Source organism: Lysinibacillus sphaericus (genome assembly GCF_001629735.1).
GTDB lineage: Bacteria > Bacillota > Bacilli > Bacillales_A > Planococcaceae > Lysinibacillus > Lysinibacillus pinottii.
Window position 1 is genome coordinate 3,250,349 of record NZ_CP015224.1, and the last position, 22,905, is coordinate 3,273,253.

Annotated in this window: 16 protein-coding genes, 3 rRNA genes and 3 riboswitches; all 19 genes read right to left on the reverse strand. The window is 40.4% G+C overall.

Annotated features, from left to right (window positions below; translation table 11 throughout):
* The gene (gene purS, locus A2J09_RS15980) at positions 1–249 is read right to left on the reverse strand and encodes a phosphoribosylformylglycinamidine synthase subunit PurS (protein WP_012292012.1); all 249 of its coding nucleotides are present in this window, start codon (positions 247–249) and stop codon (positions 1–3) included.
* 2 nt (positions 250–251) lie between these two features.
* Positions 252–962, reverse strand: a complete 711-nt coding sequence (purC, locus tag A2J09_RS15985) for a phosphoribosylaminoimidazolesuccinocarboxamide synthase (protein WP_012292011.1) — start codon at positions 960–962, stop codon at positions 252–254.
* A gap of 129 nt (positions 963–1,091) precedes the next feature.
* Complete coding sequence (gene purB, locus A2J09_RS15990; protein WP_012292010.1) at positions 1,092–2,387, reverse strand: adenylosuccinate lyase; 1,296 nt, start codon at positions 2,385–2,387, stop codon at positions 1,092–1,094.
* Between the two features lie 13 nt (positions 2,388–2,400).
* Positions 2,401–3,525, reverse strand: a complete 1,125-nt coding sequence (gene purK / locus A2J09_RS15995; protein WP_012292009.1) for a 5-(carboxyamino)imidazole ribonucleotide synthase — start codon at positions 3,523–3,525, stop codon at positions 2,401–2,403.
* On the reverse strand, positions 3,522–4,010 hold the full coding sequence (gene purE / locus A2J09_RS16000) for a 5-(carboxyamino)imidazole ribonucleotide mutase (RefSeq protein WP_012292008.1): 489 nt from the start codon (positions 4,008–4,010) through the stop codon (positions 3,522–3,524). Before purE ends, purK begins: the two co-directional genes overlap by 4 nt.
* Before the next feature lie 207 nt (positions 4,011–4,217).
* A riboswitch (purine riboswitch) is annotated at positions 4,218–4,316 on the reverse strand.
* Positions 4,317–4,409: 93 nt separating this feature from the next.
* A complete protein-coding gene (locus tag A2J09_RS16005) occupies positions 4,410–4,604 on the reverse strand; it encodes an NETI motif-containing protein (protein WP_012292006.1) in 195 nt (64 codons plus the stop codon).
* 576 nt (positions 4,605–5,180) lie between these two features.
* Positions 5,181–5,296 (reverse strand): 5S ribosomal RNA (rrf, locus tag A2J09_RS16015).
* Positions 5,297–5,483: 187 nt separating this feature from the next.
* Positions 5,484–8,411: ribosomal RNA gene (locus tag A2J09_RS16020) — 23S ribosomal RNA — on the reverse strand.
* 308 nt (positions 8,412–8,719) lie between these two features.
* Positions 8,720–10,271: ribosomal RNA gene (locus A2J09_RS16025) — 16S ribosomal RNA — on the reverse strand.
* Together the 16S, 23S and 5S rRNA genes form the textbook arrangement of a ribosomal RNA operon.
* A 477-nt stretch (positions 10,272–10,748) precedes the next feature.
* Positions 10,749–12,050, reverse strand: a complete 1,302-nt coding sequence (locus A2J09_RS16030; protein ID WP_031416433.1) for an NCS2 family permease — start codon at positions 12,048–12,050, stop codon at positions 10,749–10,751.
* A 131-nt stretch (positions 12,051–12,181) separates the two neighbouring features.
* Positions 12,182–12,283: riboswitch (purine riboswitch) on the reverse strand.
* 227 nt (positions 12,284–12,510) lie between these two features.
* Positions 12,511–13,179, reverse strand: a complete 669-nt coding sequence (locus A2J09_RS16035) for an MOSC domain-containing protein (protein ID WP_031416432.1) — start codon at positions 13,177–13,179, stop codon at positions 12,511–12,513.
* Positions 13,180–13,352: 173 nt separating this feature from the next.
* Positions 13,353–14,906 (reverse strand): glutamine-hydrolyzing GMP synthase, encoded by a 1,554-nt coding sequence (gene guaA / locus A2J09_RS16040; protein ID WP_031416382.1) that lies wholly within the window; start codon positions 14,904–14,906, stop codon positions 13,353–13,355.
* 154 nt (positions 14,907–15,060) lie between these two features.
* Positions 15,061–15,162: riboswitch (purine riboswitch) on the reverse strand.
* A 32-nt stretch (positions 15,163–15,194) separates the two neighbouring features.
* On the reverse strand, positions 15,195–17,378 hold the full coding sequence (locus A2J09_RS16045) for a DUF4129 domain-containing transglutaminase family protein (protein WP_012292000.1): 2,184 nt from the start codon (positions 17,376–17,378) through the stop codon (positions 15,195–15,197).
* Positions 17,375–18,556: a DUF58 domain-containing protein gene (locus tag A2J09_RS16050; protein WP_012291999.1), complete on the reverse strand. Its 1,182-nt coding sequence runs from the start codon at positions 18,554–18,556 to the stop codon at positions 17,375–17,377. Before A2J09_RS16050 ends, A2J09_RS16045 begins: the two co-directional genes overlap by 4 nt.
* On the reverse strand, positions 18,553–19,497 hold the full coding sequence (locus tag A2J09_RS16055) for an AAA family ATPase (protein ID WP_012291998.1): 945 nt from the start codon (positions 19,495–19,497) through the stop codon (positions 18,553–18,555). Before A2J09_RS16055 ends, A2J09_RS16050 begins: the two co-directional genes overlap by 4 nt.
* Before the next feature lie 192 nt (positions 19,498–19,689).
* A complete protein-coding gene (locus A2J09_RS16060; protein WP_012291997.1) occupies positions 19,690–20,370 on the reverse strand; it encodes an ABC transporter ATP-binding protein in 681 nt (226 codons plus the stop codon).
* Positions 20,367–21,170 carry an ABC transporter permease gene (locus tag A2J09_RS16065; RefSeq protein WP_031416377.1) on the reverse strand — a complete coding sequence of 268 codons (804 nt, stop codon included), beginning with the start codon at positions 21,168–21,170 and terminating at the stop codon, positions 20,367–20,369. Before A2J09_RS16065 ends, A2J09_RS16060 begins: the two co-directional genes overlap by 4 nt.
* Positions 21,167–21,619 (reverse strand): nitrous oxide reductase accessory protein NosL, encoded by a 453-nt coding sequence (locus tag A2J09_RS16070; protein ID WP_031416375.1) that lies wholly within the window; start codon positions 21,617–21,619, stop codon positions 21,167–21,169. Before A2J09_RS16070 ends, A2J09_RS16065 begins: the two co-directional genes overlap by 4 nt.
* Positions 21,616–22,887 carry a right-handed parallel beta-helix repeat-containing protein gene (locus tag A2J09_RS16075; protein ID WP_227256954.1) on the reverse strand — a complete coding sequence of 424 codons (1,272 nt, stop codon included), beginning with the start codon at positions 22,885–22,887 and terminating at the stop codon, positions 21,616–21,618. The genes A2J09_RS16070 and A2J09_RS16075 overlap by 4 nt, the downstream gene beginning before the upstream one ends.
* Positions 22,888–22,905: the final 18 nt, after the last annotated feature.

Below are 22,905 nucleotides of genomic sequence, written 5' to 3' on the forward strand. Positions count from 1 at the left end.
TTAGTTAGCCTCCTCGACTTCATAACGGTAGTCCTCAATGACAACATTCGTTAAAACCTTTTCACACATTTCTTTTACTAGAGTATCAATGTCACGCTCTGTATCATTAATTGATAGTTCAAGATATTTACCGATACGTAAATCCTCTACTTCACCGTAGCCCATTTTAGCTAAAGAACCCTGTACTGCAGAGCCTTGTGGATCAAGAATGCTCTCACGTAATGTTACATAGATTTTTACTTTTTTCATTGTTATTTGCCTCCGAGTCTAGAAAGTATAATAGTATAAACTTCAGTTAAATTACCAAGGTCTCTACGAAAAACATCTTTGTCTAACTTTTGCTTCGTTGTTGCATCCCAAAGTCGACATGTATCTGGTGAAATTTCATCTGCCAATAAAACATGACCATCAGCATCACGGCCAAACTCTAATTTAAAATCAATTAGCGTCACATTGACATCAGCAAAGATTGGCTGTAGAACTTTGTTAATAGCTAGTGCCTTATCGTAAATAGCCGATACTTCAGCAGACGTTGCAAGCTCAAGAACATCTATATGCTCTGTCGTGATGAATGGATCACCTAACTCATCGTCCTTATAGTAAAACTCGACGATTGGTCGTTTTAAAGGTGTCCCCTCTTCAAGACCAATACGCTTTGCTAAACTTCCTGCAACTATATTACGAACGACTACTTCAATCGGAATAATATCTACTTTTCTTACAAGTTGTTGCGTATCAGATAATTGTTTTACGAAATGTGACGCAATTCCGTTTCCTTGTAATTTTTCGAAAATTAATGAAGTAATGCGATTATTTAAAATGCCCTTACCTTCTATTTCTTCTTTCTTTTCACCATTGAATGCAGTCGCACTATCCTTGTACTCCACAAGCAGCACATTCGGCTCCTCAGTTGTATACAATTTTTTTGCTTTACCTTCATACAAAAGTTGACCTTTAGTCATTCGTTTTTCCCCCTGATATTATGAGATACGCTTTTATGAATGATCAGAATCGAACCGTGTTCTCCACGATTCAATTCTGAAGCATTTACTGGTGGCTCTAACATTTATTTTGTATTGGCGAAATAAATATTAGTTAAGTCCTAGACGTTCAAAAATCATATCAACATGCTGTAAGTGGTAGTTATAATCAAAGCACTCGTCCAGCTCTTCTTTTGTTAAATAAGATGTGATTTTTTCACTTGCATCCACTAATGTGCGGAACTGTACCTGCTCGTCCCATGCCTGCATAGCTAAAGGCTGTACAGTATCATAAGCTTCCTCACGTACTAATCCTTTATCAATTAATGCTAACAAAATGCGCTGAGAGTAAATAAGACCGAATGTACGAGTCATATTACGTTTCATGTTTTCAGGGAATACTGTTAAGTTTTTCACAATATTACCGAAGCGATTTAACATATAGTTAAGAGTAATCGTTGCATCCGGTAAAATAACACGCTCTGCAGAAGAATGAGAAATATCACGTTCATGCCATAAAGCGACATTTTCATAAGCAGTCACCATGTATCCGCGCATTAAACGAGACATCCCAACCATGTTTTCAGAGCCGATTGGATTACGTTTATGTGGCATTGCTGAAGATCCTTTTTGACCTTTAGCAAAAGCTTCTTCCACTTCGCGTGTCTCAGATTTCTGTAAACCACGAATTTCTGTTGCGAATTTTTCAATGGAAGTAGCGATTAAAGCTAATGCACCTAAATATTGTGCATGACGATCACGCTGTAAGGTTTGTGTTGAAATCGGTGATGCAGCTAGACCTAGTTGATCACAAACATATTGCTCAACACGAGGATCAATATTGGCATATGTTCCAACGGCACCAGACATTTTTCCAGTTTCAATTACTTTAGCTGCTGCTTCAAAACGTTCCAAGTTACGCTTCATTTCCTCATACCATAAACCCAGCTTTAAACCAAAAGTTGTTGGCTCTGCATGGACACCATGAGTACGGCCCATCATCACTGTATGTTTATGTTCTTTTGCCTTAACAGCAATAATATCAATGAAATTCACGATATCTTTACGTAAAATATCATTTGCTTGTTTGATTAAATAAGAAAGTGCTGTGTCTACTACGTCTGTAGAAGTTAAACCATAATGTACCCATTTACGCTCTTCACCAAGGGTTTCTGAAACGGCACGTGTAAAGGCTACTACGTCATGACGAGTCTCTTGTTCAATTTCTAAAATACGGTTCACATCGAATGAAGCATTCTCACGAATTTTAGCAACATCCTCTTTTGGAATATCGCCGATTTCAGCCCACGCCTCACAAGCTAGGATTTCTACCTCTAGCCAAGCTTGATATTTATTTTGTTCTGTCCAAATTGCGCCCATTTCGGGTCTTGTGTAACGTTCAATCATTGCGTATCTCCTTCTATTCTGACCAAATGCCAGAACTCTCGATTTGTTGTAATGTTTCTTCTAAGTTTTTTGTCATAATCGTTACATGGCCCATCTTACGGTTAACCTTAGCCTCAGCTTTCCCATAAAGATGGATAGACCATTCAGGATATTTAGCAATGGAGTTACTCAATGGCACGACATGCTGCCCTAATACATTGATCATAATGGATGGTGCCCAAAGCTCTGGCTTACGTAATGGCCAACCACAAACAGCTCGTATATGCTGATGGAATTGTGAAACATTACACGCTTCTATTGAATAGTGCCCTGAATTATGAGGTCTTGGTGCTAATTCATTAATCACAATGCCACCATCTTCTAGCACAAACATTTCTACCGCTAACGTTCCTACTAAATGTAAGTAATCTGCAATTTTTAAAGCTTCTCGTTCGGCAGCCTGGGCTGTGCTTTCTGTTATGCGAGCAGGCACAATTGTTTCGTGCAGAATATGATGAACATGAATGTTCTCTCCAACTGGCTGGCAATACGATTCACCACTACCATTTCTTTGAACAATGACTGATACCTCTTTTACGAAGGGTACGAATCCTTCAGCAATACATGGAGAATGCATAAAGAGTTCTTTCGCTAACGGAAGATCTTCAGTTGATGTTAACAGCTGCTGTCCCTTGCCATCATAACCACCTCTTGCTGTTTTGACTATACAAGGATAACCAATCGAATCAATATTGGCTACTAATTCTTCATAAGTTTTTGCAACAATATATGGTGCTACTGGGCAACCAGCTCTCACAATCGCGTCCTTTTCGGTTATGCGGTTTTGTGTAATGCGTACCAATTCAGCTCCCTGAGGAACATAAGCCATTTGTGATAAACGCTTTAAGCCTTCATAATCAATATTTTCGAATTCATATGTGATGACATCACTGACTTCTGCAAGTTCTTCTAAAGCAGCTTCATCATCATAGGGAGCTACAATACGAACATCTGCCACCTGCCCACAAGGTGAGTCCATTGCCGGTTCCAGTACAGCAATTTTAAAACCAGACTCCTTTGCAGCAAGAGCCATCATTCGACCAAGCTGCCCCCCGCCTATAATACCTATCGTTTGTCCAGGATAAATAATTTTTGTCACACTAAGTCACCTGTGCTTTCTAAAACTTGCTGCTTTGTAGCTTCACGTCGAGCATCTAACTTGTCAGCAAGTTCTGCATCTGTCGTTGACAAAATCTGAGCTGCTAGTAAACCTGCGTTTGTTGCTCCCGCTTTCCCAATAGCTACAGTTGCTACAGGCACACCACCAGGCATTTGAACGATGGATAGCAGTGAATCAAGCCCATTCAGTGCACGTGATTGAACTGGTACACCGATGACAGGTAAAGTTGTTTTAGCTGCTACCATTCCAGGTAAATGTGCAGCTCCGCCTGCCCCAGCTATAATTACTTGTATTCCCCGTTTGCGTGCTGCTTCCGCATATTCAAACATTAAATCTGGTGTTCGATGTGCAGATACAACCTTCTTTTCGTACGGTACTTGTAATTCGTCTAAAATATCACATGCATGTTTCATTGTTTCCCAGTCACTTGAACTACCCATAATGACACCGATTTTCGGATTCATAAATTGTCGCTCCTTTTAAACGATAGAAAAATGATCAATTATTGTGCAAGCCTCTATATAAAATAGCTCTGCAATTTTTACCTTTTTACAAAGAAAATCCCCAAATAAACTACTCTCTACCTTTACGCGTGAAAGCAGCTTACTTGAGGACTTATAAGGGCAAGAATTTGTCCATATACAATTTTGTACATGGATCTTCTCATAAAAGCCAAAAGTGCTTTCCCGCATAGTCCAGCATTTACGGTGCCGGGTAGAGACACTAGAGCCAATCCTCTAGCATATATGTGGGATTTATTTGTTTTTCCTTATCATATTTTAACAAGGGATCGTATTATCGTCAATGCAAAAATGCGAACATTTTTTTATAACCTAAAAAAAACGTTCGGATTTTAGTCAAAATCATTCCATATCTTGAGTAAGTATAGCTTTAAATTGAATTTTTTGACGTAATAATGTTGGTTCACCATCGACTAAATGAAAAAGTGGCTCTTCTTTTCGTCCAATTGCCATGTACCCATCGTTTCGCATTCTTTCTAAACATTCTTCAATGGATTCGTTTTCTTGTACTTCATACCAAATTTGCTTCTTTCCCAACTTTTTCTCCCTTTCAATAACATAATTTATTTCCTAGCACTTGTTACTTCATTATACCTTGAGTTGCCTTAGGAAGTGTGTAAGAACTAATTAATTGTTTGTTAAATATAAAAAACTGCAGATATATATCCGCAGTTTTACTTGCAAGTTCAGTAAAATCCATATAAAGCTTTTATATAGATGCCTAATATTAGTAGCAACAAGAATGAATGAAGGACAACAAGAATGAAACGATATTCTTTAATACCTAAAAAGGTACTAACCATACCTATTCCTCCTAGTATAAATGGCGTAAATATACTCAGGTCAGAGAGGAATTTAAAAAAACTCCCATACCATTTTGTAGAATCATATCCAAACATTAAGAATGTTAGGAGTAGGCACAGAATCGAAAGAGTCGAAAACATATTACGCTTCATTTTCATTCCTCCATCATTCCATTCAAGATAAGTAGGAAGTGCTGTCTATTTTAATTATCTTTACATCAGTATAAATTTAACATTTAGTGAATTATACCACTACTTTTTATTTTATAAAATAAAAAAAGCCATGGAATATATCCATGACTTTTTAAGTGCCTAGCGACGTCCTACTCTCACAGGGGGAAGCCCCCAACTACCATCGGCGCTAAAGAGCTTAACTTCCGTGTTCGGTATGGGAACGGGTGTGACCTCTTTGCCATCATCACTAGACTATGTTCGGCTTTCAATATACATCGCATTTCTTCGTCAGCTTCTGTCGTTCAGTCAGTCACGTACTTGAGTACGCTCCTTCCCTCTCTTCATTGCTTCCTCGAACTACTCGTATCTTGAAACCCTTTATAAAAGAAATTATTCTTTCAAAACTGGATAAACGGTTCATTGAATGCTTCAAACTTTTTTGGTTAAGTCCTCGATCGATTAGTATTCGTCAGCTCCATGTGTCACCACACTTCCACCTCGAACCTATCTACCTCATCGTCTTTGAGGGATCTTACTTACTTGCGTAATGGGAAATCTCATCTTGAGGGGGGCTTCATGCTTAGATGCTTTCAGCACTTATCCCGTCCACACATAGCTACCCAGCGATGCCTTTGGCAAGACAACTGGTACACCAGCGGTGTGTCCATCCCGGTCCTCTCGTACTAAGGACAGCTCCTCTCAAATTTCCTACGCCCACGACGGATAGGGACCGAACTGTCTCACGACGTTCTGAACCCAGCTCGCGTACCGCTTTAATGGGCGAACAGCCCAACCCTTGGGACCGACTACAGCCCCAGGATGCGATGAGCCGACATCGAGGTGCCAAACCTCCCCGTCGATGTGGACTCTTGGGGGAGATAAGCCTGTTATCCCCGGGGTAGCTTTTATCCGTTGAGCGATGGCCCTTCCATGCGGAACCACCGGATCACTAAGCCCGTCTTTCGACCCTGCTCGACTTGTAGGTCTCGCAGTCAAGCTCCCTTGTGCCTTTACACTCTACGAATGATTTCCAACCATTCTGAGGGAACCTTTGGGCGCCTCCGTTACCTTTTAGGAGGCGACCGCCCCAGTCAAACTGTCCGCCTGACACTGTCTCCTGCCCCGCTAAGGGGCATGGGTTAGAATTTCAATACAACCAGGGTAGTATCCCACCGACGCCTCCTTCGAAGCTGGCGCTCCGAGATCTCTGGCTCCTACCTATCCTGTACAAGTTGTACCAAAATTCAATATCAGGCTACAGTAAAGCTCCACGGGGTCTTTCCGTCCTGTCGCGGGTAACCTGCATCTTCACAGGTACTATAATTTCACCGAGTCTCTCGTTGAGACAGTGCCCAGATCGTTACGCCTTTCGTGCGGGTCGGAACTTACCCGACAAGGAATTTCGCTACCTTAGGACCGTTATAGTTACGGCCGCCGTTTACTGGGGCTTCAATTCGTAGCTTCGCTTGCGCTAACCACTCCTCTTAACCTTCCAGCACCGGGCAGGCGTCAGCCCCTATACGTCACCTTACGGTTTTGCAGAGACCTGTGTTTTTGCTAAACAGTCGCCTGGGCCTATTCACTGCGGCTCTCATGCGCTTGCACGCTCAAGAGCACCCCTTCTCCCGAAGTTACGGGGTCATTTTGCCGAGTTCCTTAACGAGAGTTCTCTCGCACACCTTAGGATTCTCTCCTCGACTACCTGTGTCGGTTTGCGGTACGGGCACCTCTCACCTCGATAGAGGCTTTTCTTGGCAGTGTGAAATCAGGAACTTCGTCCATACGGACTCGCCATCACAGCTCAACGTTACAGTGTGCGGATTTGCCTACACACACGCCTTACTGCTTGGACGCGCATAACCAACAGCGCGCTTACCCTATCCTACTGCGTCCCCCCATTTCTCAAACGGTGAGGAGGTGGTACAGGAATATCAACCTGTTGTCCATCGCCTACGCCTATCGGCCTCGGCTTAGGTCCCGACTAACCCTGAGCGGACGAGCCTTCCTCAGGAAACCTTAGTCATACGGTGGACGGGATTCTCACCCGTCTTTCGCTACTCATACCGGCATTCTCACTTCTAAGCGCTCCACCAGTCCTTCCGGTCTGACTTCAACGCACTTAGAACGCTCTCCTACCACTGACATCGTAGATGTCAATCCACAGCTTCGGTGAATCGTTTAGCCCCGATACATTTTCGGCGCAGCGTCACTCGACCAGTGAGCTATTACGCACTCTTTAAATGATGGCTGCTTCTAAGCCAACATCCTGGTTGTCTGTGCAACGCCACATCCTTTTCCACTTAACGATTACTTTGGGACCTTAGCTGGTGGTCTGGGCTGTTTCCCTTTTGACTACGGATCTTATCACTCGCAGTCTGACTCCCGTGTATAAATATCTGGCATTCGGAGTTTGTCTGAATTCGGTAAACCGGGATGGCCCCCTAGTCCAAACAGTGCTCTACCTCCAGTATTCTCATCACGAGGCTAGCCCTAAAGCTATTTCGGAGAGAACCAGCTATCTCCAAGTTCGATTGGAATTTCTCCGCTACCCACACCTCATCCCCGCACTTTTCAACGTGCGTGGGTTCGGGCCTCCAGTAAGTGTTACCTTACCTTCACCCTGGACATGGGTAGATCACCTGGTTTCGGGTCTACGACCACGTACTATTTCGCCCTATTCAGACTCGCTTTCGCTGCGGCTCCGCCTTCTAAAGCTTAACCTCGCACGTAATCGTAACTCGCCGGTTCATTCTACAAAAGGCACGCTATCACCCATTAACGGGCTCTAACTACTTGTAGGCACACGGTTTCAGGATCTCTTTCACTCCCCTTCCGGGGTGCTTTTCACCTTTCCCTCACGGTACTGGTTCACTATCGGTCACTAGGTAGTATTTAGCCTTGGGAGATGGTCCTCCCGGATTCCGACGGAATTTCACGTGTTCCGCCGTACTCAGGATCCACTCAGGAGAGAACGAACTTTCGACTACAGGGCTTTTACCTGCTCTGGCGGACCTTTCCAAGTCGCTTCATCTAACTCGCTCTTTTGTAACTCCGTATTGAGTGTCCTACAACCCCAAGAGGCAAGCCTCTTGGTTTGGGCTCTTCCCGTTTCGCTCGCCGCTACTCAGGGAATCGATTTTTCTTTCTCTTCCTCCAGGTACTTAGATGTTTCAGTTCCCTGGGTCTGCCTTCAAGACGCTATGTATTCACGTCAAGATACTACGCGATTAAACGTAGTGGGTTCCCCCATTCGGAAATCTCCGGATCAAAGCTCACTTACAGCTCCCCGAAGCATATCGGTGTTAGTGCCGTCCTTCTTCGGCTCCTAGTGCCAAGGCATTCGCCGTGCGCCCTTAATAACTTAACCTATCAGCTTTCCATACACTTCACATTTCGTTGTCAGCCTCACTCGTTCAATCAGTCACGTACTGAAGTACGCTCCTTCATTTACTCGATTGCTTCCTAGAACTGCTCGTGTCTGAAAATCTTATCATGTTATTAAGCCTATAAAAAAACTTAAAAAAATAAATGTGTTTGTTACAATTTCAATGTCGTTTTATCCAGTTTTCAAAGAACAAGTTTTGAAGTATTTCATTCAGAAAGAATGAACCTTCAAAACTGAACGCAAAACGTAATCTTACAAACCCAAGGTTTGTATTCCGAAAATATCCTTAGAAAGGAGGTGATCCAGCCGCACCTTCCGATACGGCTACCTTGTTACGACTTCACCCCAATCATCTATCCCACCTTCGGCGGCTGGCTCCAAAAGGTTACCTCACCGACTTCGGGTGTTACAAACTCTCGTGGTGTGACGGGCGGTGTGTACAAGGCCCGGGAACGTATTCACCGCGGCATGCTGATCCGCGATTACTAGCGATTCCGGCTTCATGTAGGCGAGTTGCAGCCTACAATCCGAACTGAGAACGACTTTATCGGATTAGCTCCCTCTCGCGAGTTGGCAACCGTTTGTATCGTCCATTGTAGCACGTGTGTAGCCCAGGTCATAAGGGGCATGATGATTTGACGTCATCCCCACCTTCCTCCGGTTTGTCACCGGCAGTCACCTTAGAGTGCCCAACTAAATGATGGCAACTAAGATCAAGGGTTGCGCTCGTTGCGGGACTTAACCCAACATCTCACGACACGAGCTGACGACAACCATGCACCACCTGTCACCGTTGCCCCCGAAGGGGAAACCATATCTCTACAGTGGTCAACGGGATGTCAAGACCTGGTAAGGTTCTTCGCGTTGCTTCGAATTAAACCACATGCTCCACCGCTTGTGCGGGCCCCCGTCAATTCCTTTGAGTTTCAGTCTTGCGACCGTACTCCCCAGGCGGAGTGCTTAATGCGTTAGCTGCAGCACTAAGGGGCGGAAACCCCCTAACACTTAGCACTCATCGTTTACGGCGTGGACTACCAGGGTATCTAATCCTGTTTGCTCCCCACGCTTTCGCGCCTCAGTGTCAGTTACAGACCAGATAGTCGCCTTCGCCACTGGTGTTCCTCCAAATCTCTACGCATTTCACCGCTACACTTGGAATTCCACTATCCTCTTCTGCACTCAAGTCTCCCAGTTTCCAATGACCCTCCACGGTTGAGCCGTGGGCTTTCACATCAGACTTAAGAAACCACCTGCGCGCGCTTTACGCCCAATAATTCCGGACAACGCTTGCCACCTACGTATTACCGCGGCTGCTGGCACGTAGTTAGCCGTGGCTTTCTAATAAGGTACCGTCAAGGTACAGCCAGTTACTACTGTACTTGTTCTTCCCTTACAACAGAGTTTTACGAACCGAAATCCTTCTTCACTCACGCGGCGTTGCTCCATCAGGCTTTCGCCCATTGTGGAAGATTCCCTACTGCTGCCTCCCGTAGGAGTCTGGGCCGTGTCTCAGTCCCAGTGTGGCCGATCACCCTCTCAGGTCGGCTACGCATCGTCGCCTTGGTGAGCCGTTACCTCACCAACTAGCTAATGCGCCGCGGGCCCATCCTATAGCGACAGCCGAAACCGTCTTTCAATATTTCACCATGAGGTGAAATAGATTATTCGGTATTAGCCCCGGTTTCCCGGAGTTATCCCAAACTATAAGGTAGGTTGCCCACGTGTTACTCACCCGTCCGCCGCTAACGTCAAAGGAGCAAGCTCCTTCTCTGTTCGCTCGACTTGCATGTATTAGGCACGCCGCCAGCGTTCGTCCTGAGCCAGGATCAAACTCTCCATAAAAGAAATTTGATTAGCTCAAATTGTTTTGCTGGCATCATTTTGATGTCCAAAATTTTGTTTCGTTCACTAGCTAGGCTAGCTACTTAAAACTTTATTGATTACGTTTTGCTTGTTCAGTTTTCAAGGTTCATTTGCTAGTTACTCTCAAGTAACTTTTTATAATTTAACATATTGTTAACATATTGTCAACTGTCTATGTTAATATTTTAAAAGTTGTTCGTTTGTTTCGTAACAACGTGTTTAAATATATCATCATAAAATAAAGTTTGCAAGCGTTTCATTAAAGTAAAACTATTCTTATTATTTAAAAGTGAGTTTCTTCTATAATAAAGGTGAAAGCAACTTTATATAAAGTAATGCTCTATGAATAATAAAAAAGATGAATAGAGTAACAATAAAATTTTTTATTCAATCATAAAAAACTCCATTGTTAGAATCCTTACTTAACAATGGAGTTTTTTTCAAAGTATATTTAATTTATCGTACCCAGATGAAATATGCTAGGAAGACAAAGAATAAACCATACATCATAGGATGAATTTCTTTTCTCCGTCCCGCTAACAACATTGTGATTGGGTAGAACACGAAGCCAATTGCAATACCCGTAGCTATAGAATAACCAAGAGGCATCATTAATACCGTAAAGAATGCAGGTACGGCAATCTCAAATTTATCCCAATCAATTAAACGTAATGACGAAACCATTAATACCCCTACAATTACTAGCGCAGGTGCTGTTACTGCTGGCGTTACTACTGCTAATAACGGAGAGAAAAATAAAGCTACTAAGAAAAGTACTGCTGTTACTACCGCCGAGAACCCAGAGCGAGCCCCAGCTGCTACCCCCGAAGTTGATTCTACATAGGCAGTAGTCGTAGATGTACCAAATAAAGAACCAATTGTTGTTGCAAGTGCATCTGCCATTAATGCGCGACCTGCACGTGGTAATTTATTATCTTTGACTAAGCCAGCCTGTGTTGCCACAGCCATTAAAGTACCTGCTGTATCAAAGAAATCTACAAACAAGAATGTTAATACAACTACTAAAAACTTCACGTTAAATAATGATTTAATATCTCCAAGTGGTTCTAGTGCCACCATGAATGTAGAATCCACACTTGGAATAGCAGAAACAATTGCTGTTGGAGGTTCAATAATACCTGTCACCATACCAATAATCGCAGTAATAACCATCCCTAAGAAAATACCGACACTGCGTAATTTAATAATCAGAATAACAGATAGAACGATGCCGAATACCGCTAGTAATGTAGAGCCAGTGAAAGTTCCTAAAGTTACTAATGTAGCTGGACTATCTACAACAATTCCTGCACCTTGTAAACCTACGAAAGTAATAAACAATCCTATACCTGCCGAAACAGCATATTTAAGCTGTACTGGTATAGCGTTAATAACTGTTTCGCGAATACCTGTTAGAGATAGGATGATAAAGATAATCCCAGAGAAGAAGACGCCAGTTAGACCAGTTTGCCATGGAATACCATAAGCTCCAACTACAGTAAAGGCGAAGAATGCATTTAATCCCATACCAGGAGCTAGTGAAATTGGGAATTTAGCGAAAATACCCATTATTAAAGAACCAACTGCTGCAGCTAATGCTGTTGCTACAAAAACAGCACCTTTATCCATCCCTGCATTTTCTAGAATACCTGGGTTAACAGCTAGAATATATGCCATCGCAAGAAAGGTTGTAATACCGCCTATTATTTCGCGGCGGTAATTAGTTCCTAATTCATCAAACATGAAATATTTTTTCATTATAAAAAAATCCTCCGTATGGTCGTCCTCAATATCGAAAACAAAAAAGACACGCTGACTAATCTACTAGTCGCATGTCTACGATATATTTCATCCACATTAATGTGTGAAATAAATTAGGGTTTATACATTCGCATATAAACCTCAATCGTAGTCAAGTTATTTACGGTAACTTGGTAGAAACTCACGGGCCCTATCCCCGACATTATACGACGACTTATTTAATTTACATTCGTAATATATCATTTCACTTTTTAGATTTCAACCCTATTTCCGAACAATTTTATAAAATAAAATACGAAAGTTCGTGTAAATTTCTTATTTAATGTTCATATTTTAATAAACTGCTACTAAAAAGCCTAAGTACTGAACAATTCTCCGAACGCAAACAATAAAAAACCCCTTAGAACTCACTCGAATTCTAAAGGATTTTATGGAAGGACTCAATTGCAGACAATCTTTAATTCATCACTTTACTTTGCAAAACCTGAATTCTTTTTTCTAACTTCTGTTTCCAATCTTCCGCCAATGCATCTACTGCTCGGATATGTTTCATCGCATCCGCATCTTTGTTTTTAAAATATACTTCGTTGCAATACAAAACCGAAACTTGGGCAGGATGCTTTTCTACTAATTCAATATTCGAGCTCGCACAGATTGTCCCCTCTTCTAGTACACGCCCAAGGAAGCCAGTATAACCAGTTTCAATCATACGTTTCAGCAATGTGTTTGATTCAGTATATTTGTCGATCGTGCTACAGGGAACACGCCCTTGTGTAATTTGAATGACAGCATCTCCTATTTTATAAATATCACCAATACAAGTATCCGCTTCTAGCATATTTGTAACCGTTAGATTTTCACCGAAAGCAGCAGTTGGTAGTGGTTTACCAAGTTCTTGTTCCCATTGTATGTAATGTTCCGCAGGATATAAACAAACTGCACGATCAGGACCACCATGATGTTTTTTATCAGCAACATCATCTCCGTCGAAGCCATGAGCTGACAAATAAACTTCTTGAATTTTTTGCTTTTCAATACCTGTAATCATTGAACGCCCTTTACTATCAATCAATTCTTTTGGCATCCCAACTGCTAATGTATGAATTATTGGTTTATTTTTTTCCATTTGAATCCCCCCTAATCTGAATAGTATCATTTCTTTTGCATTCATTTAGTTTACTACACACAACACTTTACCAGCAATTTTTCCATGTTGAGATACTTTATTTAGCATAAATTCAGACATAGTGAAATCAAAAAAGCCCTAAAAACCTCTCAGGGCTTTTAGGGCTTTTGCTACTATTCCCACTCAATCGTTGCTGGTGGCTTAGATGTAATATCATACACTACACGGTTAACGTGTTTTACTTCATTTACTAGACGGACAGAGATTTTTTCTAGTACATCCCATGGGATACGTGCCCAGTCAGATGTCATACCGTCGATAGATGTTACCGCACGGATACCGATTGCGTAATCATACGTACGTGCATCGCCCATTACACCAACTGAACGGATATCAGGTAATACCGTGAAGTATTGCCAAATGTCACGATCAAGGCCAGCATTGGCGATCTCCTCACGTAAGATGAAGTCAGATTCGCGAACGATTTCTAATTTTTCTTCTGTTACTTCACCAAGTACACGGATACCTAATCCAGGACCTGGGAATGGTTGACGCCAAACGATTTTTTCATCCAGACCAAGCTCTAAGCCTAATGCTCGTACTTCATCTTTGAATAATGTTTTTAGTGGTTCGATTAATTGGAATTGCATATCTTCTGGAAGTCCACCAACATTATGGTGAGATTTGATTGTTTGTGCAGTTGAAGTACCTGATTCAATAATATCTGTATAAAGAGTACCTTGAGCTAAGAAATCCATACCTTCAAGCTTTGATGCTTCTTCATCAAATACGTAAATAAATTCATTACCGATAATTTTACGTTTTTTCTCTGGATCTGATACACCCGCAAGCTTGTCCATGAAACGTTTGCGAGCATCAATTTTAATAAGATTCATATCGAAATCTTCAGTAAATGTTTTCATTACTTGCTCAACTTCACCTTTACGGTTTAAGTTGTGGTCTACGAACATACAAGTTAATTGGTCACCGATCGCTTTGTGGATAAGAACAGCTACAACTGAAGAGTCAACACCACCTGAAAGCGCACATAATACTTTTTTATCGCCTACAATTTCACGAATTTTTGCGATTTCAAGTTCGATGAAGTTGGCCATTGACCAATCACCTTTTGCTTCACAAACATCGAATACGAATTGACGTAATAAATCATTACCATAAACAGAGTGACGTACCTCTGGGTGGAATTGAACAGCGTATAGTTTACGTTCTACGTTTGCCATTGCTGCAATCGGACATGATGCGCTCGTTGCGATCACTTCAAATCCAGCAGGAACTTCTGTTACATGGTCACCATGGCTCATCCACACGATTTGCTCAGTTGGTAACTCACCAAATAATTTATTGGAAGCAGTTACTTTGATTTCAGCTTTACCATATTCACGAGTTTCAGCACCTTCTACTTTACCACCATTTGTATGCGCCATTAATTGCATACCATAGCAAATACCTAGGATTGGTAGGCCTAATTCAAAAATGGCTGGATCCACATGGAAAGCATTTTCATCATAAACAGAGTTTGGACCACCTGAAAAAATAATACCAGCTGCGTTCATTTCTTTAATTTCTTCAGCAGTTACTGTATGTGGATGTAATTCACTGAATACACCAAACTCACGGATACGACGAGTAATTAATTGGTTAAATTGGCTACCGAAGTCAAGTACAACGATTTTTTCTTGCTCTTTTAATAAAGGGCTAGCTGTCAAAATTTCCACCTCTTCTACTATTATTAAAGGATCATTCATTTGTTCAAAGAAAAACGCGAAGAAAGTAAAATCTTTCTACGCGTTCAAAAAGCTCATGATGATTTATAAAGGCGAATGCGTAGCAAAGTAAAGTGATTTACTATACCTCTCACCTAGCGAATACATCCGCCTTCATAGAGAAATCATTTGTGGTGATTTCGTAGAAACATCCGAACCTTATTATCGAACTTATATGAAAGCAATCCTTGCATTTAATTTTTTTCATTTTACTCTTTGTCTAAGTTAAAATCAACCGATAGTGCGATTGATTAAATATTCCCAACTTTCTTTCAGCTTTATGAAATCCACTTCTTGTTTATCCTTCCCATAAACATGTTGCTCATAAACAGCCGTTAGCTTTTGCATTTCATCTGTTTCTAAGGATGCATCCACACGTTCGGCAAACATGTGCAACGTTTCTCCATCTCTCATACGCAGTCCAATACGTGATAATTGCTTCAGAAGAATATGATAAGAGGAATCAAAGGTAGACCAATCGGCAGTCTTTTTACGATATGCTCGCACATGCATTTTAGGCAGCCATGTTTTGCGCTGCAAGTATAATGCAATCCCACTAATCAGTAATAATATTAAACCAATTCCCCAAACATAAGCGAACTTCTTCATCCATGCCCAGAGCATATCCAGACTAAACGTTGATTTACTTTGCTCTTTATTGGACACTTGTTCCTGCTGTTGTGGCTGTTCAGGTTTTTGCTCTGGCTGTAGAATTTCTTCCTGTTCTGATGTATCTAATGGTATATCATAATCAATGTTAGCATTGCCACTAAAGCCTATTGTAGGTTCAAACTCCATCCAACCTGTCCCAGGTATATATGCCTCTACCCATGAGTGTGCGTTGTCATTGGTAATTCGATACTCTCGCAGACCATCTGTCATTGGCCCTGCCGTACCAGGCGCAAAACCTTTGACCCAGCGAGCCGGTATGCCTATTGAACGCAAAAGCACTACCATTGACGTTGAAAAATTATCACAATACCCTACTTTTGTATCAAATAAAAACTGATCGACATAATCTTGATTTTCTGCCGGAATAGCCGCTTGGGTTTTATCATACCTAAACCCGTTTGTCCGAAAATAACCTTCCACTGCCTTAATTTGATCGTAAACCGTAGTTTCATCCTGTGTTATCGCCAACGCCAAATCTCTTACCCGTTGTGGCAATTCCACTGGCAACTGCATAAAGCGATCAAAAGATAAATCTAACGTTTCAAGTGTGGCTGGCAGAGATAATTGCAACTGTTCCATACTATAGACTGGCTCACTATATGATAATGTATAGTTTGATAACGATTTAGATGTATCATTCTGCTGCTCTATAGTCATCCGTTCCGTCTGCTCATCCTGAATAAATAATGTAGAATCTTGTGCCGAAACAGATAATAAACCATATGTTTGGATTAAAAATGGCATCGAGGCCGCAATGTCCAATTGAATTTGACGCTCGTTTTCAGGTAATCCCACTTGTAATGAGGTCATAATCGGCGCATTTGACTCATATACATTTTTCCCAAAGTTCCCCTCTGACAAAATCCATCCCTTTGAGGTATAAGTATCCTTCGTTTCAACACGCCAATAATGACGATCACGAGAAGAAGCAGTAAAAATTAATGTATTATCTCCTTGGAAAGGTCCACCTAATTGACTATCGTCTTGACTATAGCCGACTGATTTCATGCCTGCTCCATTCCCATCTTGCCCAGTAACACCTTGGATAAATGGCACAGGGTCTGCCCATGTCGGCCCTGTCTTTGGTAAAAAGAAGGCGATACTACCAAAAAGTATTACGGAAACAAGCATCGGAATAACAATTTTCCATTTTCCAAACGCATTGCTCGTTGTACCCGCTTGAAGCCATAAACGTTTGACAAATAGGACACCTGTCATCATTAATCCTAGTATAACCACTTTAACAATAGCTGTTTTACCATTGTATTCACTAAACGTATCTAACGTAGCAATAAAGAATACTGTCATGACAAAAAAGTAAAATATATTTTTCCGCACGGAGACCCAATGGTGAATTAAGTAAACAAGCATCCATATTAATACTAGAAATAGCACTGTTCTAAAAGCATCGGATACTAGTCCAAAATCACCTGAAATAATGGCGGCCATATTGCCTTTCCATTCTGCTAATAAGAAGGATATGGTCTTTCCAGAGAGCACTGGGCTTTCGCTATAAATAAAGACAATACACCAAATAATATAACCTAACTTTACAATTCCTGATAATACAGGATGCACTCGGAATAAACTTAAAGCTAGAGACAAGCCAATAAAGACTAGGAAGAGATGAAACCCTCCTGTATTAGTTAATTGCATAATGGGCATTAGCCATTCACGCAATATAAAGAAAACGATAATATAGGCGACTGCCAACTCTAAAAATTCTCCTAACGACTGTTTCACGGCTTCATCACCCCCGTGAAAACATGATAAAAATCTGTTGGATCTACATAGACCATTTGAATATGTTTATAACGCAACGTAACCTCAGATTGCACAGGTGGCTGTTTTGTCACGACAAAACAAATACAACTTTTCACTATATTCGCAAGAGTATGTAGGAATTCATCTGATACTTCATTAGTTACATAAAGCAATGTCGCAACTTGCTTAAAGGCTTGCTGGTCATAAAATCGGAATTTTACATTCTCAGTAGGTTTGATAGCTGCCAAATGATACATAACCTGATCTAACTGCTTTTCACCTTGTATAACCGGAAACACCTTCGTCATTTCTCCAGCAGCAATAAAGGAAATATCACCAAGTTCCTGCACGATCATATTGAGCATAGATGCAACTAGTTCAATCTTATCCTCAAATAACGTTGATTTCTTGGCATCAAGCACTAACATTAACTCAGAGGATTGTCTATCCTCAAATTCCTTCGATTGTAAGGTTTGGGTTTTTGCGAAAGATTTCCAATGAATCCAAGAAAAACGATCCCCTGGAACATATTCTCGTAATCCAACAGACATAGTAGTATCCTTAACTATGGAATAAGGGGACATCATTGGCCCAACATCATATTTTGTTTGCAGTGCCGAATATTTCATTTCTCTGAGCCTTGGATAAACTAAAATAGTTTGTTCTTTCTCAGCCACAACCATTTTTTTGGCCCAGCCAAAAAAATCATAGAAAGCTATCGTAACACCCAAATAACGGTGTTCACCACGAGGCATATTTACTAGTTCATAATGCCAGTTAAATTTTTTTCTAAAGCCAACAAATTTGATAGCAGCTGAACTTTGTAGCTTGGCCTGTACTAATCCCTCACTATCTACAAGTTCCTCCATCATCATATAAGCAAAAGGGAAACGTGTTTTCCTCTCGACCGAAATCGTTACCTTCGCTGACTGACCACGTTCTATGTGTGAAGGTTCAATTTTGCGCTCTACTACTAGGATACTTTCCCTAACAACAAAGAAAAATAAGGCGTACACTAAAAATGGACTTACGGTAAAAAACACAAACCAACTAACAAAACCACCTTGGAACATTGCATAACAAAATGTTACAACCATTAAGAAAACCACTAATAGGAAATGTTTACTTTTCTCCAAAAAAGCTTTCCATTGCCTCATTGTTCTGCAAACCTTTTTGTTGGTACTGGCGTTTTGGCAATGATCCGTTCAATAATTTCATTGGCCGTTACATTATCGTAGCGAGCATCTGGTTTTAAAACTAGGCGATGACTGAAAACAAAAGGTACAAGGTATTGGACATCATCAGGTATGACATAGCTACGCCCTTTCATAAACGCGTAAGCTTGCGAAGCCTTCATTAAGGCTAATGTAGCCCGGGGACTTACTCCTAAATAAACATAGCTGTTTTCTCTAGTTTGAGTAGCAAGCTCCACCATGTAATTTTTTACTGAATCTTCAACGTACACTCCTTGAACAAGCTCTTGTAATTCAATTAATTGAGCTACTGACAATACAGCGTCGATCTTTTCAATTGCTTTGCCATTTTCCGCTCGACGTAAAATTTCTACTTCTTGCCCTCTAGTAGGGTAGCCCATCTTTATTTTCAACAAAAAACGATCAAGCTGGGCTTCCGGCAATGGATAAGTACCTTCGTGTTCTATCGGATTTTGCGTGGCCATTACAAAGAAAGGCTGATTAATGGCAAGTGTTTTACCATCAATAGTAACAGATGCTTCTTCCATCCCCTCTAGTAAAGCTGATTGCGTTTTTGGCGAGGTACGATTAATTTCATCAGCTAAAATAACATCGCCCATTATCGGTCCTGGACGAAATTCAAACTCCAAAGTCTTTGGATTATAAATAGAGATTCCCACTACATCGGAAGGTAATAAATCTGGAGTAAATTGAATTCGTTTAAACTGTGCATCAAAGGATTTGGCTAATGAACGAACCATCATTGTTTTCCCAACACCAGGCACATCCTCTAACAATACGTGCCCCCTCGCTAATAAAGCAACAAGGCTCAGCTCAGCCACCTCTCTCTTTCCAATCATTACTTTCTCTATATTTTCTAGCACATTTTGTATTTGAGAATTCATAAATTAAAAAACCTCCATTCCACCGAACAATTGTGTGAATTGCACGATAACTTATCATAAGCATATCGAAATATGTCTAGTAAAACAATTATCAGAAACTCCTTCCCTTTGATAACACTTAATAAACAAGGCTTGTTTGAACATAGTCAAACAAGCCTTGTTTATTATACAACGTCACTAATCATTAGAATGTTACAATTCTAATCTTTTTAACCATATCTCTTCCAAAGATGTAGAATTTTCTTGTGTAAAAATTTCAGTGATCGGACCAGAAATAATAATTTCCCCATCATGTAAAACTAATACATCATCTGCTATTTCTTCAGCAAATGACAGCAAGTGAGTAGAGAATATGACCGTATTTCCTTTTTTCTTTTCCTCTATCATCACATGTTTCAGTTGTGCTATCCAAAATGGATCAAGACCATTTGTCGGTTCATCCAAGATTAGCAAGGATCCACTTCCAAGTAAACTTTGCGCAAGATTTAATCGTTGAAGCATCCCTTTAGAGAACTGTTTAGCTGGTTGATTGCGAACATCCCACAAGGAAACACGCTTCAATATACGCTCTTGCTCATCTTGATCTACTTGTTTTAAAGATGCCAGCAGTTCAAAAATTTCTGCCGCCGTTAGCATGATTGGAAAATTTACGTCATCAGGCATATAACGAATTACTTGCGGTTTATGCCATATCATTTCTCCAGACTTTTTCTTTTCTTGTCCCGTTAGTAAACGGATCAACGTACTCTTCCCAGCTCCATTGCCCCCAACCAATGCTAGAATTTTACCCGAATGTAGTGTAAAGGTAGCTTCTTTTAAGCCTCTACCATTTCCATAGACATTGGCTACATTTTTTGCTTCTAATAGAATCATCGCTTTGGGTCCTCCTTTAAAAACTTCGTAGCCAGTATAAGTGGTAGAATGATCCAAAGAAGCGTCACTATCACATACATCACATGACCCTCAGGTGACGAATAAAATTTCGTTACACCATAAAATGCTGGACCAAGCACACTAGCCTGATGGGTGAATATAAAATAACCAAAGCGTAGCCATTCTACTGGATTAATATGTATCGATATAATGGTAAGTTTTTGTAAAACATGACCCGCTACAACTGCACCAAGAGCCATTAAAGCATAAGAAATGAGCAGTAAAAAAAAGGACCATACAACAAGTGACAGGGCTAGTGCAAATAATCTTGTTTTAGCCATTGCCCCCAGTACAATACCCAATGAGACAAATATAAAGATACATAATAACGTAAGGATTACTAAAATAATCGGTAACTGTACGCCATCCAATAGACCACCTAATGCTAAGACAACACCAAACGCCACAAGCACTACTAATAAAAAAGCAAGTGATATAGCCACATACTTCCCTATAATATATTGCGCTATTTTCATGGGATATGTTTTTAATAACGAAAACCAACCAGATTCTATATCGCCAGCTAAACTCATACTTCCAATGGTGATAATGAATAAGGGCAATAGAAACAATAACACATTTAAAAATGATGCTGTTTGACGTGTAAAGCCCTCCATATCAGGTAATGCCATTCGTTGAATGACTATAATGGCTACAAATACAAATGTAAACAGAAAAGCTACTAGTTGCATCCAATGGCTTCTTAAAATTTGCTTTAGCTCTATTTTCACAAACATCATTTATGAATCCCCCAATTAAACGTCAGCAAATCTTGATAGGCTAATAATTGCCCCTCTCCTTCATTGGTCATCCATTCCTGTGCCTCAGCCTCTGTCGCAAACGCAAGAACGCCATAGTTCATCGGCGTCCAATAGCCTGGATTATATACATAGGTAGCTTTATAAACATCAATCCATTCATTATTTGCTTTATTTTTAATATAGGCTGCGCCAATTTCACCCTCACCATTTAGCGTAAGATAATCCATCAAACATCCAATATCATCAAAAATCTTATAATCTCCATTTGTTAATACAATTTGTCCAGCATATTCTTGATGAACGATACTCATATTACAAATTTCACAAATATCTGTTTCACTGATAATATCACGTGGGTTATATACTTTTCCGCTGCAACCGCCCAATATTGTACTACATATAACTAGAATGGTTATCCACCTTATCATACTAACATTCCTCTTTTCCACAGCCAAAATCCACCCATAGTTACAACCAAACCAATAATGAATTGTAGGATGTTAATCGAAAGCCCCTTCTCTTTCGTATGGCTAATTAATCTCGGTTCGTTATCTACAAGTAAATTTTGTTCTGTCTTATTCACTTGCTGATCAAGTGACGTCAGGATCATAACACTCGGTGATGCCACAAAAAATTGATAAACTGGTTGTCTCACCATCCATTGACCAAAGCTCGAAACAGCTACATATGGAACATCTCCAAAACCATCTCCTGCAACATCTATCCCTCTATAATCATCATAAAAATTGCGAACTAATCGCAAACCTTGTTGGTCTGATCTTGCTGTCAATATATTTCCAGTAAACTGATTATCCTTTATAATAGAGTGCTTATCTACCTTTGTTCCTTCTAAGGCAGTCTGATTCATCTGAAACCGATTTTCTTGTATTTGTATAACTGAACATTTTTGCAATGCTACGCCCACCCGATTATTTTGAAAGCTATTTTTTCTTACCTTTGCCTGTTGAGTGTCATACATTAAAAGACCATAGCTATTGAAATCATTATGGTTTCTAACCGTATTTCTGGCTATTTCTAAGTCAGTAGTCATCATTACCATAAGACCTGTAACATTTTGAAAATATGAATTGTAATCCACCTTGACATCACTTGAATACATAAAATGCGTCCCATATCGACTATTTGTCACTTCGTTTTGACGCACATCGATTTGTTTTGCTTCTTCTACATATATTCCATCTTGCACAAGATCAATAGCATTGTGTTCAATAGCAATGTCCTCACTTTTAAACACAGCAACCCCATTGCCTTTTTCAGCATAATGTAACTGATTACCAACAATCTTATTTTCAACTATTCGAATATGCTTAGAACGTTGAATATGGATACCCACTTGTATATTCTTTATCTCAATAGCTTTCAGTTTTAAATTCTCCGTTTCATTAACAACAATTCCTTTGTTTTTGGCAGAAATCATTATATTTTCGATAGAGACATTAGCCGTATGGTCAATTTTTAGTGCAGGTTCAGTATTTTGAGAATAAAGTTCAACCCCTTTTTCACCTAGGAGTTTAATCGGTTTCTTTACTATAAAATTTCCTTGGTAACGACCGGCAGGAATATGAACAATTTCTCCTGGTTTCGCTTGATCAATAGCCAATTGAAGATCAAACTCCGCATTCGCTGTTTGACTTGCCCATAGAAAAAACAATACGAACAAACATATTCGTTTCATCACGTTCACCACCTTATT